The organism is Streptomyces sp. NBC_01089 (assembly GCF_045162975.1).
In the GTDB taxonomy this organism is placed as follows: Bacteria; Actinomycetota; Actinomycetes; order Streptomycetales; family Streptomycetaceae; genus Streptomyces.
In genome coordinates this window covers 3,818,528-3,834,783 of the sequence record NZ_CP108660.1, presented here as the reverse complement: position 1 = coordinate 3,834,783, position 16,256 = coordinate 3,818,528, and the positions used below count along the sequence as shown (strand labels likewise).

Genomic DNA, 16,256 nt, shown 5'->3' with positions numbered 1-16,256 from the left:
CCCACCGCGGCCCACCTCCCGCCCCCACCCCACCCAGAAAGCAGCCCGATGACCACCCCCTCCGTAGACGTCGGCACCTACGAGGTGCTCAGGGACCGACTGACCGCCCAGGCCGCCGACCTGGCCCGCAGGGCCACCGCCCTCAACACCCGCAGGACCGAGACCTTCGGCTCGACGGAGCTGGCCCTCACCGGCACGGAACACCTCCGTACCGACAACAACTGCGTCCCCCGCGACACCGTCGCCATCGGCGACCGCCTCCTCATCGGCTCCAACATCCCGCCGGGGCAGAAGCAGACATCCGAGCCCGCGGACGTCTTCGCCCTGCACGACACCGCACCGGACCTGAACCGCCTCCCCGACACCGCCGTACCAGGACTCCTCGACGACCCCGCGTTCACCAGGGAGTTCGCCGAGCTCTACCGCTACTACCGCGACGCCCGCCTCCTCCAGCTCCGCCACACCGACGGCAAACTGCTCGCCGTCTTCCGTACCGGCGAGACCGCCGACGACATCCGCGTCCTGCGCTGGACGCTCACCGCCGACGGCACCGCCGCGTACCTGGACGCCCGCGGCGACCGCGACCATGTCCTGCCGCCGTCGCACGACTTCGAGTGGACCCCCACCACCCGCCAGGACCAGGTGCTCGGCCGCCACCCGCACATCGCCCTGCCCGGCGACGTGTATGTGACCACGGTCGGCGGCTCCCTCACCGTCAAGGACGAGGACAGCACCGAGACGGCCGACGGCATCTGGTCCGAGCCGGTCGACGAACCGCTCCAGTCGCTCGCCGACGCCGAGGTCGAGTACGCGCGGGCCGGCGCCCTGCTCCTGCTGCGCATACGCCCGTACAAGGAGGAGAACCGGCGCCACCTGGTCTTCAACACGGTCACCCGCACCGTCGTCCGCCTCGACGGCATCGGGCAGGCGTGCCGCAGCCTCCCCGAGGACCAGGGCATCGTCTTCCCCGGCGGATACTGCCTGGCCACCGGCGCGTACAAGACCTTCGACCTCGACACCACCGGCCTGGAGTTCGAGCGGCTGCTCCGCTCCCCGAACGGCGAGGACGTCCTGTACGTCTTCCACGCCCGCGCCGACGGCCGCACCCTGCTCCTGCCGTACAACCTGATCCGCAAGGAGACCGGGACCCCGCTCGTCTGCCGGGGCTACGCGCTCTTCGACGACGGCACCCTCATCGTCCTGCGCGGCGACTCCGACGAGCCCGCCCGCGTCCACCCGCTCCAGCGCTGGCGCTCGCCGTACGTGTCCGACACCTACGCCGACGCGGCCCCGCCCGCCGAAGGGCCCCTCGGCCGCATCGGCAACGCCGACCTGGTGCGCGGGATCTCCGACTGCCTCTCGCTGGCCCGCGCGGTCACCGAGAACACCGCGCCCACCACCGGCGTCTACGAAACCCTGCTGGCCTCCTGCGTCCGGGCCGCCGACACCCACCACTGGCTGGCCGACGAGGGAACGGGCGACCTGCTGGCACCGCTCGACGGGCTGCGGATCACGGCCGGGCAGGTGCTCGCCGAGTTCGAGACCGTCCGGACCCTGACCCGGCAGGCCGCCGACGCGCTGGAAGCGGCCGGGGCGGAGATCACCGCACTGGTGCGCCGGACCAGGGGAGAGGCGCCCGGCTCGGCCGCCGAGTGGGTCACCCGGCTGACCGAGCTGCGCCGCGCCCACGGACACGTACTGACGCTCAAGGAGCAGCGGTACGCGGACCCCGTCCGCATCGACGCGCTCGCCGCCGAAGTCGAGGCGGACATCGCCGCGTTCGCGCAGCGCGCCGTCGGGCAGCTGCGGCGCGACGACGCCTTCGCCGGATACCACGCCGAGACCGGCCGGCTCACCGCCGAAGCGGAGGCGATCGCGACGGTGGCCGGGGCGGCGCCGGTCACCGACAGCCTCGACGAGCTGGCCGACGGGCTGCGCACCGTCACCGAGGTGGTCACCGGGCTCGACATCGGCGACGCCACGGTCCGCACCTCGGTACTGGAGCGGATCGCCGAGGTCGTCGGCGCCGTCAACCGTGCTCGCGCGACACTCGAAGCGCGCCGCAGGGAGCTGCTCGACCACGAGGGGCGCGCCGAATTCGCCGCCGAGCGCGCCCTGCTGGGCCAGTCGGTGACCGCCGCCCTGGCCGCGGCCGACACCCCGGAGACCTGCGACGACCAGCTCGCCGCGCTGCTGCTCGGGGTGGAGGACCTGGAGTCGCGGTTCGACGGGTCCGACGACTTCCTCGCCCAGCTGGGCGCCGTGCGGACCGAGGTGTACGAGGCGTTCTCGGCGCGCAAGCAGACCCTCCAGGACGAGCGCGCCCGCCGCGCGGAGCGGCTCGGTGCCTCGGCGTCCCGCGTGCTGGAGACCATCGCCCGCCGGGCGGCCTCGCTCGGCTCGGCGGACGCCATCAGCACGTTCTTCGCCTCCGACCCGCTGGTCGCCAAGGTCAGCCGTACCGCCGATGAGCTGCGTGGACTGGGCGACCGGGTCAGGGCCGAAGAGCTGGCGGGCCGGATCGCGGCCGCCCGCCAGGAAGCCGTCAGGGCGCTGCGCGACCGCACCGATCTCTACGCGGACGGCGGCGGCACCATCCGGCTCGGCCGGCACCGCTTCGCCGTCAACTCCCAGCCGCTCGACCTGACCCTGGTCCCGTACGACGGACCGGGAACCGGCGGCGGCGATGGCGGCGGCGGTGGCGACAACAGCGCAGGTCTGGCTTTCGCGCTCACCGGCACCGACTACCGCTCCCCGGTCACCGACCCCGCCTTCGCCGCCTGCCGCCCGTACTGGGGCCGCACCCTGCCCTCCGAGTCACCCGCGCTCTACCGGGCCGAATATCTGGCGGCCCGGCTGCTCGCCGAGCACGGCGCCGACGCCCTCACCGCAGCCGATCTCCCTTCGCTGGTACGGCAGTCGGCCGAGGCCGCGTACGACGAGGGGTACGAACGCGGCGTCCACGACCACGACGCCGCACTGATCACCGGCGCGCTGCTGCGGCTGCACTCCGGCGCCGGACTGCTGCGCTTCCCTGCCGAGGCCCGCGCCGCGGCCCAGCTGTTCTGGGCGCACCGCACGACCGAACCGGCACGCCGGGCCTGGACTCGCAGGGCCGCTTCGATGGCCCGCGCCCGCGACACCTTCGGCCTTGCCCCGGCCATCGCGGACTGGCGGGCCGAGCTGGCGGGAGTGATCGGCGGACCGGACGCGCGGACCGCGGCGGAGTACCTCTTCGAGGAGCTGACCCGTGGCCCCGACGGCTTCGTCACCCATGCGTCGGCCCGCACCCTGCTCGACAAGTTCCGCCGGGCCGTGGGCACTTCGGCGTACGACGACGACCTCGCCGCGCTCGGCGACGACGACCCTGCGGCCCGCCGTCAGCTGGTGGAGAACTGGCTGGGCGCCTACACCCGCTCCGGCGGCCAGGACGCCCCCGGCGAACTCGCCGAGGCGGTCGCCGTCGAGCTCTGCCCGGATCTGCCGCGCTACGAGTCGGCCGCGCCGCTGGCCGAGACGGTGGAGGGGCTGCTCGGCACCCACCCGCGCGTCGAGCGCCGCAGGCTGACCGTCCGGATCGACCAACTCCTGCCCGCTGTAGCCGAGTTCCACCGTACCGATGTACCCGCCTTCCGCGACTACCAGCGGCAGCGCACCGCCCTGGTCGCCGCCGAACGCGCCCGGCTGCGGCTGGACGACTACCGCCCGCGGGTCATGTCGTCGTTCGTACGCAACCGGCTCATCGACGAGGTCTACCTCCCGCTGATCGGCGACAACCTCGCCAAACAGCTCGGCACCGCCGGGGACACGAAGCGCACCGACAGCAACGGCCTGCTGCTGCTGGTCTCGCCGCCCGGCTACGGCAAGACCACGCTCATGGAGTACGTGGCCGACCGGCTCGGTCTGGTCCTGGTCAAGGTCGACGGCCCGGCGCTCGGCCACCGGGTCACCTCGCTCGACCCGGCGCAGGCACCGGACGCCACCGCCCGCCAGGAGATCGAGAAGATCAACTTCGCGCTGGCCGCGGGCAACAACACCCTGCTCTATCTGGACGACATCCAGCACACCTCGCCCGAACTGCTCCAGAAGTTCATCCCGCTCTGCGACGCCCAGCGCCGCGTCGAAGGCGTCAGGGACGGGGTCGCGCGCAGCTACGACCTGCGGGGCAAGCGGTTCGCGGTCTGTATGGCGGGCAACCCGTACACCGAGTCGGGGCAGCGCTTCCGGATCCCCGACATGCTGGCCAACCGGGCCGACGTCTGGAACCTCGGCGATGTGCTCACCGGCAAGGAGGACGTCTTCGCGCTGAGCTTCGTGGAGAACGCGCTCACCGCCAACCCGGTGCTCGCCCCGCTCGCGGGCCGGGACCGCGACGACCTCGCCCTGCTCGTACGGCTGGCGGCCGACGACCCGACCGCACGCCGCGACCGGCTCCAGCATCCGTACGCGCCCGGCGAACTGGACCGGGTCGTCGCGGTGCTGCGCCATCTGCTGGCGGCCCGCTCCACGGTGCTGGCGGTCAACGCCGCGTACATCGCGTCGGCGGGCCAGTCCGACGCGGCCCGTACCGAGCCGCCGTTCCAGCTCCAGGGCTCGTACCGCAACATGAACAAGATCGCGGCGCGGATCGACCCGGTGATGAACGACGCCGAACTGGCCGCGGTGATCGACGACCACTACCGGGGCGAGGCCCAGACGCTGACCAGCGGCGCCGAGTCCAACCTGCTGAAACTGGCCGAACTGCGCGGCACCCTGACACCGCGGCAGGCGGCCCGCTGGGCGGAGATCAAGGCCGCCGATGTCCGCGCCAGGACCCTGGGAGGCGGCCCGGACGACGACCCGATGCCGCGCGCGGTGGCGGCGCTGGGGCTGCTGGCGGACCGGATCGCGGCGGTCGAGACGGCGATCAGTCGGGCGGCTGACACCCGGTAGTCGATGCGTTTGCGCAGACCACCGCGCGTACGCCCGTTCCCCGCGGCGTCTCTTCGGGTGAACAAGCGATGCGGGACCCATCTCAGCGGGCAGGCATAGCGAAGGACCACACAAGAGGGCTCGGACGTATCCGGCCCTGGAGTGCTCCTACGGAAGGGTTTGTGTCCATCATGTCTCGAATCGTGCGGATGACCGTGCTGTCTGCCATCGCCGCCGCCACCGTCCTCGGGGGCGCGTCGGTCGCCTCCGCTGACAGCGGGGCGGAGGGTGCAGCCATCGGCTCGCCCGGCGTGCTCTCCGGCAACGTCGTCCAGGTGCCGATCGACGTCCCGGTCAACGCCTGCGGCAACAGCGTCAACGTCATCGGCCTGCTCAACCCGGCCTTCGGCAACACCTGCGGCAACGGTGGCCGCGACCACGGCCGCGACCACCAGCACGGCGGCTGGGACCACGGCCGCGACCACGGCCGTAACCACGGCGGCTGGGACCACGGCCGTAACCACGGCTGGAACTGACACCTCCGGAGCGCCAGGAGCGCTCCTGCGGTGAACCAGTGAGCACCGTGCCCCGGACGGCCGCTTCCGCGGTTCCTTCCGGGGCACGGTGCTGTGCGCCTGCCGCTACCGGTTCCTGCTCATGACTGGCTGACCTCGGCCGAGAACCAGTCCACGCTCATCCCCGCACCGGAGCTGATGTCGGCCCCCGGCGAGGTGCAGCCGCAGACCTTGTCCGGGTACGAGCCGCCGATCGCCACATCGAAGATCGCGAAGAAGCCGTGGTCGACGGCGGCCTTCCAGGTCGCGTCCGAGACCTCGTTCTGGTCGACCACGAAGGTCTGGACGCCGTCGAGGGAGAACCGCAGCTGCTCGGCCGACGGGTTCGTACGGTCCACGATCACCGAGTACGTGTGGTAGCCGGACTGGCAGCCCGTGCACGTCTGCAACCCGCTGCTGATCCCGTCCGGGTCGTGGCACTCACCCGCCCACTGGCCGCAGTGGAAGGTGGTCGAGTGCTGGCTGAGCGCGTTGACGTCCTCCATGATGTCCAGCTCGCCGATGCTGGGCCAGTTGGTGGCCCCGGTCGGCCTGGCGTCCGCGCCCATCGCCCAGAAGGCGGGCCAGTAGCCGAGTCCGCTCGCGGGGTCGGGCTGCTTCAGGGAGGCGCTGAGCTGCAGCTGTCCGCCGGCGGGTGCGGCGAAGTCGGTGCGCTGGGTCTCCACCCGGCCGGACGTCCAGTGCCCGGACGCGTCGCGCACCGGCTTGATCACCAGATGGCCCGAGCCGTCCTGGTAGACGTTGTCGGTCGAGTCGGTGGATGTCTCGATCTCGCCCGTGCCCCAGTTGGCCGCGCCGCCCGGGTAGCCGGTGCCCTTGTCGTAGAGCCAGTCGGCGGTGTTCAGGCCCGAGCCGGCCGCGCCGTCGAAGTCGTCCTTGAACACCGTGGTCCAGTCGGCGGCGGTACGGGCCCCGGCCGCCGGTTCGCTCGCGGCTGCGGAGCCGGAGAGCGCGGCGGGACCCGCGAGACCGGCGAGCCCGGCCAGGGTCAGGGAGAACGCGGTGAGCACGGAGAAAGCGATCCTGTTCATGGGGGCTGCTTTCGTGGGGGTGTTCGTGGGGGGTGGGGGGAGAGTAGCTGAGAGCGACTGAGAGCGCTCTCAGCCTCTTGCGAACGACTGTCGGGCACTGCGGCTGACCCCGTCAAGAGGTGCGCCGCGTTCACTCCCTGAAGCCAACTGGGGAGTAAATCGAGCCAGTTGGCCTACGGCGTTTCGCTGAGGCCGCCGGAAGTGGCTTCGCGGGGCCCGATTCGGCGGAGTGTGTATAAACCATTGACGATGCGGGCGATCTCTGTGCCCATGTACATGTCACTTCCTGCATGTCTTTCGTCACTCGTTCATCCATGGCATGCGTGCATCCATGACAGCGATGCATCCACGACAGCGACTCGGGAGGGCACATGAACGTCAACCGGAGATCGGTACTGAAGCTGGCCGGAGCGGGCACGGTGGCGGCGGGCGTCACCACGGTCGCATCGGCCACCGGCGCGGCGGCCGCCGTCCGGGGCGGTGTCACCGCGGGGCCGGTGCCCGCGGCGGCGCCGGCAGCCAGGCCCGGTGAGTCCGCGGCCGCGGACAAGGCCGCCGCGCGGGCCGCCGACCTCGTAGCCAAGATGACCCTGGACGAGAAGATCGCCCTGCTGCACGGCGGGAACGGCGGCACCGGTTACGCGGGAGCGGTCCCCGCCAACACCCGGCTCGACATCCCGGCCCTCTACCTCGGCGACGGGCCGGGCGGTGTGGGCAACGGCTCCACGGGCGTGACCCAGTGGCCCGACTGCAAGACCCTGGCGGCGACCTGGGACCCGGGGGCAGCGCGGGACTACGGTGCCGCCTACGGCGCCGAACAGGCGGCCAAGGGCCACAACATCGCCCTGGCCCCCTGCATCAACATCCTGCGAGTCCCTTACTGGGGGCGGTCGTTCGAGACCTTCACCGAGGACCCGTACCTCAACGCGGAGCTGGCCGCCCATGTCGTCGAAGGCATCCAGACCCACCCGGTGATCGCCACCGTCAAGCACTTCGCGGCCAACAACCAGGAGACCCTGCGCGGCTCGATCGACGTCGTGGTCTCCCAGCGGGCCCTGCACGAGATCTACTACCCGGGCTTCCGCGCCGCCGTCCAGCGCGGCGGCGCCGGTGCCGTGATGACGTCGTACAACAAGGTCAACGGCGCCTGGTCGCACGAGAACCGCACCGCGGTGCAGGACACCCTGCGCGACGCGTGGGGCTTCGACGGTCTGGTGATGTCCGACTGGGGCGGCACCCACAGCACCGTGCTCACCGCCCGCGCGGGCTCCGACATGGAGATGCCGGGCTCCACCTACCTCGGCGGCAAGCTCAAGGACGCGGTCACGGCGGGCACGGTGAGCGCCGCCACCGTGGACACCATGGCGGTCCACGTCCTCACCGCGATGTACAGGACCGGGCTCTTCGACCACCGGCTGCCGGACCCGGCGTCCGTCCTCTCCACGGTGGTCAGCAGCGACGCGCACCTCAGGCTGGCCCGCGGCATCAGCGTCCGGGGGAGTGTGCTGCTCAAGAACGAGCGGGTGCTGCCGTTCGCCCGGCCCGCCTCCCTCGCGGTCATCGGCGACGCGGCCGACGCCGGGGCCCTGACGCACGGCGGCGGTTCGGGCGCCGTCACGGCCAACGGCGCCGTCGTCACCCCGCTCGCCGGTATCAGGGCGCGGGCCGGGGACATCCCGGTGACGTACACCAAGGGCCTCGCGGGGGCCGCTGACGCGGCGCGTGCCGCGGACGTGGCCGTCGTCGTGGCGGGCGACTACACCGGCGAGGGCACCGACCGCACCACGCTCGCCCTGCCCGACGGCCAGGACGAGCTGATCGCGGCGGTGACGGCGGCGAACCCCCGTACCGTCGTCGTCCTGAACACCTCGGGCTCGGTCCTCATGCCGTGGCTCGACGGCGCCGCCGCCGTCATCGCCAACTGGTACGGCGGACAGGAGCAGGGCAACGCCCTGGCCGCGATGCTCTTCGGCGACGAGGAGCCGGGCGGCCGGCTGCCGGAGACCTTCCCGGCATCCGAGCAGCAGGGCCCGGCGAAGACGACCGTGCAGTACCCGGGCGACGGGACGCACGTCTACTACGACGAGGGGCTCGCGGTCGGCTACCGCTGGTACCGGAGCTCGGGCGAGAAGCCGCTGTTCCCCTTCGGCCACGGCCTCTCGTACACCACGTTCCGGCTGTCGGGACTGAGCCTGGAGCGGTCGGGGGACGGCTATCGCGCGAGTGTCGGCGTCCGCAACACCGGCCGCCGCACCGGCAGCGAGGTGGTCCAGCTGTATCTGACGGCGCCCGCGGCGGCCGGTGAGCCGGCCGGGCAGCTGAAGGCGTTCGAGAAGGTCACCCTGAAACCGGGCGAGAGCCGGACGGTACGACTCGCACTGCCCCGCGAGGCGTTCGCGGTGTGGCAGACGACGGAGACCGGCTGGACGGTGCTGCCGGGGACCTACACGGTGGCGGTCGGCCGGTCGTCGGCGGACCTGCCGCTGGAGACGAAGGTACGGATCGGCTGAGGCCGCGTCCCCGGACCGGCCCTGAGCCCATACGCTGGTGCCCGCGGGAGGGTGGGCCGACGGACGACGAGGGTCCGGGCGGTCACCGGCGGACAGCGGAACGGCGAAGGAACGGGGCGTGCGGTGGCGGCGGGGGACGGGAACGGCGGGGAGCTGGTCGGCCGGGTGCTCGGCGGGCGGTACCGGGTGACGGCGCCGATCGGGCGCGGCGGTATGGGGGTCGTGGCGCGGGCGGTGGACCAGCTGCTCAACCGTGAGGTCGCGGTCAAGATCCTGCGCGCCTACACCGACGCTTCGGGGGCCGAACTGGCCGATCTGCGGGCCCGGATGCACCGCGAGGCGCAGGCCGCGGCCCGCATCCGGCACCCCTCGGTGGTGACCGTGCACGATGTGACCGAGGAGCAGGGGCTGCCGGTCATCGTGATGGAGCTGGTCGACGGGCCGTCGCTGGACGACGTACTGACGGAGCGCGGCACCGTCGAACCGCGGGAGGCGGCGGAGATCGGCGCCCGCCTCATGGACGCGCTCGACGCGGCGCACCGGGTGGGCGTCCTGCACCGGGACGTCAAGCCGGGCAATGTCCTGCTGGAGCGCGGCGGCCGGGTGGTGCTCACCGACTTCGGCATCGCCAGCATGGAGGCGTCGGGGGCGCCGGGCGAGGACGCCAGGGAGCGGCTGACCCGCAGCGGCGAGCTGGTCGGCTCCCTCGACTATCTGCCGCCGGAGCGCGCCAGGGGCATGGAGCCGGGGCCCGCTTCGGACATCTGGGCGCTGGGGATGACGCTGTACGCGGCGGTGGAGGGCGCGTCGCCGTTCCGCCGTACGTCGGCGTGGTCGACGCTGGCCGCGATCGTCACCGAGCCGCTGCCGGAACCGCGGCTGGCCGGGCCGCTCACGCCGGTGCTCCGGGCGCTGATGGCGAAGGAACCGGCCGACCGGCCCACCGCGGACCAGGCACGCCGGATGCTGGAGGCGGTCGCGGCGGGCGGGACACCCCCGGCCGGGCCTGGCAACCCGCCGTCCCCCGACCAGGGCCCGGCGGCCCCGCCCAAGGCGTATCCCCCACTCTCCTTCGGCCCGTCGCCGCAGGACTCTCCGGCGGGCGGGCCGGAGCAGCCGCAGCCCACCGGTGACACCCCGCTGCCGTACGGTCCGCGGCAGCAGCCGGGCGGTGACACACCTCCGCTGTACGGTCCACGGCAGCAGCCGGGCGGCGACACCTCACTGCCGTACGGTTCGCAGCAGCCGCCCGGCGGGGATACGCCTCCGCCGTACGGGAGTTACGGCCCGGCGCACGCACCGGCCGACCCGCGCTTCCCGCAGCCGGACCAGCAGAGCGCCGGGGAGATCCGTACCGGCGGGGAGTTCGGCGGCGCCGGGGAGATCCGTACCGGCGGGGAGATCCGTACCCACGACGCGGTCACGGCCGGCGGCCACCGCACCGCGCCCGCCCGTGCCAGGCGTCGCAGCCGTACCGTCATCGCCGCGGCGGCCGCCGTGGTGCTCGTGGGAGGCGGCACCGCGTACGCCGTGCTGGCGCACCAGGGCGGCAGCGGCGGCGAGACCCGGGCATCGCACTCCACGGCGCCCGTCTCGCCCGGGAACACGCTGCCCAGCGCGGACGGGATGGCCAACGGCACCACGATGCCCGGCGCTTCGTCGTCCGCGAGCCCCCACACGACGCCGTCGGACACCCCTTCGCACCGGCCGGACCCCTCGGCGACGGCGGGCGACGGTGCCGACAGCGGCACGGCCGGCCCCACCGCGAAGCCGGGCAGCACGGGCGGCGGCGGGAGCGCCGGGAAGCCGCCGAGCGCCCCGGCGACCCCGAGTACGCGGCCGTCCTCGGTGTCGAAGAGCTGCGGCGGCTGGAGCCACCAGGACCCGAACCCCGGCTCGTACGCGTCCATGGCGGGCAGCTACCACATCGAAACCGGGCCCTACCAGTCGTGCCCGGCCGTGGCACTGGCCGCGTCGGGCAAGAAGGTCTGGTTCCACTGCTACGTGACCAACGCGTACGGCAACCGGTGGACCTACATCCGGATCGCCGGTACGAACACCTCGGGCTGGATGTCCAACGACAACTTCACCCGGCAGAGCGGCCCTTCGACCCACTGCTGAGCCAACCGCCGCTGAGCGAACCGCTGCTGAGTGACCGGCTGCTGAGTGACCGGCTGCTGAGCGACCGGCCGCCGGGCGGCACGGCTGAGCGGCCGGCCCCGCTTCGTGGGGCTCGGTTCAGGGCCGCACGGGCGCCGCGCCCGGCTGGGGCGGCTGGAGGATGGAGAGCGGGTCGCCGGTGGGGGCGACCAGGTACTTGGCCAGGTAGGCGGGCCTGCCGCCCAGTTGTGCGGTCTGCGTGATGATGAGCAACGGGTCGGTGGGGCGCAGTCCGAGGAGCCTGCCGCGGGTGGCTCCGGCGATACCGGCGGTGATCGTGCACTCGCCGGGGCCGAAGACCGGGCCCAGCATGCCGATCATCGCGCCGAGCAGGGTGCGCGGACTGTCGTGCAGCTCCTGCACCCGGTCGGCCACCACGGGGGAAAGCGCGCGCAGCTCGGAGCCGCACGCGATGTGCTCCTGGATCAGGGCCAGTTGCTCGGTGCCGCGGGTCAGCCGGGTCTCGCAGAACCAGGCGTTGCTGCCCTCTTCGAGCCCGAGGCCGTGCAGCACGAAGTCGGTCGTGCGCTGGAGGTTCATCTCCAGACGCTCGGTGCGTACCGGCTGATCGGGAGTGGTGAGCGTCTCCTCGAAGGGCTGCAGCTGCTCCAGGCCCTGGCGCGGGAGGGTCTGGCTGACGAACCGCCCCACCCCCCGTCGGGTGCGGATGAGGCCGTCCTCCTCCAGCAGCATGAGGGCCTCGCGCACCACCGTGCGGCTCACGCCCAGCCGGGCGCCGAGGTCGGCCTCCTTGGGCAGGGCCGAGCCGAGCGGGAAGACCTGGTCCCTGATGCCGTGCGCGAGGCGTGAGTAGACCGCCACACGCAGTGGCTGCCCTACGGCGACGGTCATGGGTTCGGCCAGAAACCCGTCGACGGTGGGGACGGTGACAGCCACGGCGCACCTCGCTTCGCTACTGGTGGTCCGGTCCATCTAACCAGAAAACCATCGGCACTAGACGCATGTCGGACCGAGAGGTATAACATCTCACATCAGCCAAGAGTGTGACTCACTGTAACAATGAGGTTCCTTGTGAACACAGGCAGTCCGGGCGCCAGCCCAGGAATCAGCGAAGCAAACCCACTGGAAGCCGAAGAAAAGGGCCTCCTGCACGGCAAGAAGGCGGCCACGCTCGTCGCGACGCTGTTGCTGAGCGTCATCGCCTACCAGTTGAACGCCAGCATGATCACCCCGGCGCTGCCCGAAATGGCGCGCAGGCTCCACGGAAGCGTGGACGGCATAGCCCAGGTCTCCTCGCTGTTCTTCCTGGCCGGGGCGATCACCGGCGTCGTGCTGAGCCGCCTCAGCGACTTCTGGGGGCGCCGCAGGATCCTCGTCGTGGTCCTGCTCGTGACCACGGTGGGCACGGTCCTCTGCCTCGTCGCGCCGAACCTGCCGGTCCTGCTGACCGGCCGGGTGCTGCAGGGCGCGTCGAGCGCCGCCTTCCAGATCGCGTACGTCGTCCTCAACGAGCGGCTCAGCAAGAAGGTCTTCGCCACCGCCCTCGGTGTGATCACCGCGATCAACGGCGGTGTCGGCGGCGTGGACGGCCTCCTGGGCGGCCGGCTCTCCGACGCCTTCGGCTACCGGTCCATCTTCGCCGTGATCCTGGTGATCGGTGTCGCCGCCGCTGTCTGTGTGGCGTTCGTCCTGCCCAAGGACGGGCGGCCGGACAAGGGCCGGATGGACTGGTGGGGCGCTGCCACCCTGTCGGTCGCGCTGTACTGCGTCACGTACCTCGTCTCGCACGGCTTCGCCGACGGCTGGCACAGCGCGAGCACCCTTGGCTATCTGGCCGGGACCGTCGTCTCCGCCGTCGCCTTCGGCATGGTCGAGCGCCGGAAGGCCACCCCCCTGATCGCGCTCAAGCACCTCAAGTCCCGCGAGGTGTGGCCGGTCATCGCGACGACCGTGATCGCCCTGTCCGGAATCTTCGCGGTCATCAACTTCACCGTGGTCGTCATCAGCCAGAGCCCGAAGATCGGCTTCGGCATGAACGCCACCGAGTCGTCGCTGCTCTTCCTCACCCCCGCGGCGCTGATCGGGCTGGCCGCCGCCCCGATGGCCGGCCGGCTGGCGGACCGGCGGGGCTGGCTGATCACCCTCCGCGTCGGTCTCGTCCTGAGCATCGTGGCCCTGTGCGTCATCGCCTCGTACCCGCTGGAGAAGTGGACCGTCTTCGCGGCGGTCGCCTTCCTCGGCATCACGTACAACGGCCTCGTCCTGACCACGGTGAACGGTCTCGGCGTGCTGAACTCGCCCAAGGACGCGCCCGCCGCGCTGCCCGGTCTCAACAGCGCCGCCTTCGGGATCGGCGCGAGCACCGGCATCGGCATCGTCGCCCCGTACGCGGCCCGCGCCACCCACGCCGGCTACAGCACCGCCCTGTGGATCTCGGTCGGCATCACCGTCCTGGCCCTGGTGGCCAGCCTGTTCATCACCCGGCGGGCGGACTGACAGCCTGTACGCACCACAACCGCCCACCCCCTCCCGGGCCTTCACACGCCCCGAACCCCAAGGAGCCCCCCATGACACCCCAGCCGCTCTACTTCGACTGCGACACCGGCATCGACGACTCGATGGCGCTCGCCTATCTGCTGGCATCCCCGGAGATAGAGATAGTCGGCATCGGCACCGTCAGCGGCAACGTCAACTCCGCGCAGGCGGCCCGCAACACCCTGGCGCTCACCCAGCTCGCCGGCCGCGCCACCATTCCTGTGGCCGTCGGTGCGGCCGACCCCCAGGCCGGTACGTACGCGGGCTCCGTGCCGCACATCCACGGCCACAACGGCATCGGTGACATCACGGTGCCCGACTCGGCCCAGTCGGCCGTCGCGCAGGACGCCGCGGACATGATCATCGAGCTGGCCCGCGCCCACCGGGGCACGCTGCGTCTGCTGACCACCGGCCCGCTCACCAACGTCGCCGAGGCCCTGCGCCGTGAGCCCGAACTCACCTCGCTGGTCAAGGACATCACCATCATGGGCGGCGCCGCACAGCAGAGCGGAAACGTCACCCCGGTCGCCGAGGCCAACATCCACAACGACCCCGAGGCCGCCGCCGAGGTCATGGCCGCGCCGTGGGACATCACGCTCGTCCCGCTGGACGTCACCCTCGCCCACACCCTGGAGGAGGAGGACCGCCGGCTCCTGCTGAACTCGGGCCGCCCGCTGCCCACCGCACTGGGCGAGATGATGGACCTCTACTACGACTTCTACCTGGAGACCTTCGGCCGCCGCTGCTGCGCGGTGCACGACCCGCTGGCCGCGGCCATCGCCGTCGGAGGCGTGGTGCCCACGCTGGCGCCGAACGTCGATGTGGTGGTCGACGCCACCCAGGGTCCCGGCCGCGGCCAGACCGTCTGCGACCTGCGCGGCCAGTTCCTCGACTACCCGCCGCAGGAAGGCGCTCACTGCCGGGTCGTGCTGGAGGCAGGCCCGGACTCGGCCGCCCACCTCGTCCAGCGGCTCCTGACGCTCTGACGTCCCGGACCGCTCCGCCCGCCCTCCGTCAGCCCTGGCCGGCACCCGCTCCGGCGGCGAAGGCCGCCCAGGCGGCGGGGGAGAGGGTGAGCGCGGGGCGCCGGATGTCCTTGGAGTCACGGACACGGACCGCGTCGGGGCGGATGGCGACCTCGACGCAGTTGTCGCCCTCGCTGCCGCTGTAGCTGCTCTTGAACCAGTCCGGCCTCACGCCGCTCATAGCGCTCCTCGCATCCGTTTCAGCAGGTCCACCGTTGCCCGGCAATCATGCGCCTGAGCACGCAGCTTCCCATAGCGCTGGAGCAGTACGCTCACATCCTTCGGAGCCGAGATCAGGTTGCTGGACCGCTGTCCTTCGGTGTACCCGATCCACCGGTGGTCCGGTGTCTCTGCCAGATACATGTGACCGTCGACGCCCACGTGGTCTTCCTGACGGAGCGGCATCATCTGGATCTCCACGTTACGCCGGGCCCCCATGTGCAGGAGATGGTCGATGACATCGGCGGTGACGCTGTCCCCTCCCATCCGGCGTTCCAGAAGTGCTTGTTCGAAGACGAAGCTGAAAGCGGTTTCCGGCCTCTCGGTGAGGATCCGCTGTCGGTCGAGTCGTGCGACCACCTGGCGCTCAAGCTGTTCTTCCGTAACGGGTGGGAGCCGCCGGTCGTAGATGGCGCGAATGTATGTCTCCGGCTGCAGCAACCCGGGAATGCTGCGCGTCTCGTACGTGTACAGCGAGACCGCGTCCTGCTCGACCCCCGCCCACTTCAGGAACCACGACGCCAGCCCCGCCCTGCGCGTGAGACTCCGCGCGGCGGCCGCCAGCACGCGTCCCGCGAGCGGCCCGAGCGCCCCCTCGCTCCGCTCGATCCTGGTACGTATCACCCCGCATCACAGCAGGAGCCTCGTGTTGTGCGGCCCGCAGGGACGTACGTGGCCACCCCCGGTGCGTGCGCTCGTGAACTCCGTGGCGCAGCTGCCGACGAGTGCGATCGGTCCGGGCCACCTCCGCGCTCGGTCCCGGCTACCGCAGAAATAGCCCCAGCGCGCCGTCCACCGACCAGCTCTGCCAGCACAGGGCGAACAGGCCCACGGCCGAGATCAGCACCATCATCAGGTTCTGTCCCTGCTCGGCCCAGTCGTGGATCATCAGCACCAGGTAGATCAGGTTGAGCAGGAGGCCGGCGACGAGGGCGACCGGTGTCAGGAAGCCGAGGACCAGGCCGAGGCCGAGTGCCAGTTCCGCGTAGGCGACCACGTACGCCATCAGGCGGGGGTTCGGCTTCACGGTGCGCTCGAAGCCGGTCCGTACGAACTTCCAGCGGTGTTCCGCGGCGATGCCGGCCGCCCAGGTGACGCCGCCCCCGCCGAACCAGGTCTTCTTGTCCTTGTGGCGCCAGCTCTCCAGCCACCACAGCCCGAGCCCGATCCGCAGTACGGCGAACCATTCGGCCCCGCTGAGCCACATCGTCTGCATGAGGCGCTCCTGCCGGTCGACATAACCTGATGGGTCGTCAGTTCAGCGGAAGGGGAGCGATCGCGCAAGGGGTGAGTTCGGTGCTACCGCTTGTCGGTACCGGAGTGCGTCCG

Annotated in this window: 11 protein-coding genes; 6 read left to right on the top strand and 5 right to left on the bottom strand. The window is 71.8% G+C overall.

Annotated elements, in window-relative coordinates; all coding sequences use genetic code 11:
- Nucleotides 1-48 precede the first annotated feature (48 nt).
- Nucleotides 49-4,932, top strand: a complete 4,884-nt coding sequence (locus OG510_RS16915) for a DNA repair ATPase (RefSeq protein WP_406137770.1) — start codon at nucleotides 49-51, stop codon at nucleotides 4,930-4,932.
- 188 nt (nucleotides 4,933-5,120) lie between these two features.
- Nucleotides 5,121-5,447 (top strand): chaplin, encoded by a 327-nt coding sequence (locus OG510_RS16910; protein ID WP_406137769.1) that lies wholly within the window; start codon nucleotides 5,121-5,123, stop codon nucleotides 5,445-5,447.
- Nucleotides 5,448-5,566: 119 nt separating this feature from the next.
- Here OG510_RS16910 and OG510_RS16905 read toward each other — a convergent pair whose 3' ends face one another.
- Complete coding sequence (locus OG510_RS16905; RefSeq protein ID WP_239074177.1) at nucleotides 5,567-6,517, bottom strand: glycoside hydrolase family 16 protein; 951 nt, start codon at nucleotides 6,515-6,517, stop codon at nucleotides 5,567-5,569.
- Between the two features lie 371 nt (nucleotides 6,518-6,888).
- Here OG510_RS16905 and OG510_RS16900 point away from each other — a divergent pair, with 371 nt between their 5' ends.
- Together OG510_RS16900 and OG510_RS16895 are read left to right on the top strand one after the other, a co-directional pair.
- Nucleotides 6,889-9,027: a glycoside hydrolase family 3 C-terminal domain-containing protein gene (locus tag OG510_RS16900; RefSeq protein ID WP_406137767.1), complete on the top strand. Its 2,139-nt coding sequence runs from the start codon at nucleotides 6,889-6,891 to the stop codon at nucleotides 9,025-9,027.
- A gap of 123 nt (nucleotides 9,028-9,150) precedes the next feature.
- Nucleotides 9,151-11,148, top strand: coding sequence for a protein kinase domain-containing protein (locus tag OG510_RS16895; RefSeq protein ID WP_406137765.1), 1,998 nt, complete (start codon nucleotides 9,151-9,153; stop codon nucleotides 11,146-11,148).
- A 117-nt stretch (nucleotides 11,149-11,265) separates the two neighbouring features.
- Here OG510_RS16895 and OG510_RS16890 read toward each other — a convergent pair whose 3' ends face one another.
- Nucleotides 11,266-12,084 carry a GntR family transcriptional regulator gene (locus OG510_RS16890; protein WP_406137763.1) on the bottom strand — a complete coding sequence of 273 codons (819 nt, stop codon included), beginning with the start codon at nucleotides 12,082-12,084 and terminating at the stop codon, nucleotides 11,266-11,268.
- A 135-nt stretch (nucleotides 12,085-12,219) separates the two neighbouring features.
- Between OG510_RS16890 and OG510_RS16885 the strand changes: the two genes are divergently transcribed.
- Complete coding sequence (locus OG510_RS16885; RefSeq protein WP_406137761.1) at nucleotides 12,220-13,644, top strand: MFS transporter; 1,425 nt, start codon at nucleotides 12,220-12,222, stop codon at nucleotides 13,642-13,644.
- Between the two features lie 71 nt (nucleotides 13,645-13,715).
- On the top strand, nucleotides 13,716-14,669 hold the full coding sequence (locus OG510_RS16880; RefSeq protein ID WP_406137759.1) for a nucleoside hydrolase: 954 nt from the start codon (nucleotides 13,716-13,718) through the stop codon (nucleotides 14,667-14,669).
- Nucleotides 14,670-14,697: 28 nt separating this feature from the next.
- Here OG510_RS16880 and OG510_RS16875 read toward each other — a convergent pair whose 3' ends face one another.
- The 3 genes from OG510_RS16875 to OG510_RS16865 form a co-directional block, all read right to left on the bottom strand.
- Nucleotides 14,698-14,889, bottom strand: a complete 192-nt coding sequence (locus tag OG510_RS16875; protein ID WP_406137758.1) for a DUF397 domain-containing protein — start codon at nucleotides 14,887-14,889, stop codon at nucleotides 14,698-14,700.
- The gene (locus OG510_RS16870) at nucleotides 14,886-15,551 is read right to left on the bottom strand and encodes a DUF5753 domain-containing protein (protein WP_406137757.1); all 666 of its coding nucleotides are present in this window, start codon (nucleotides 15,549-15,551) and stop codon (nucleotides 14,886-14,888) included. Before OG510_RS16870 ends, OG510_RS16875 begins: the two co-directional genes overlap by 4 nt.
- A gap of 139 nt (nucleotides 15,552-15,690) precedes the next feature.
- Nucleotides 15,691-16,143, bottom strand: coding sequence for a DoxX family membrane protein (locus OG510_RS16865; RefSeq protein ID WP_406137755.1), 453 nt, complete (start codon nucleotides 16,141-16,143; stop codon nucleotides 15,691-15,693).
- Nucleotides 16,144-16,256: the final 113 nt, after the last annotated feature.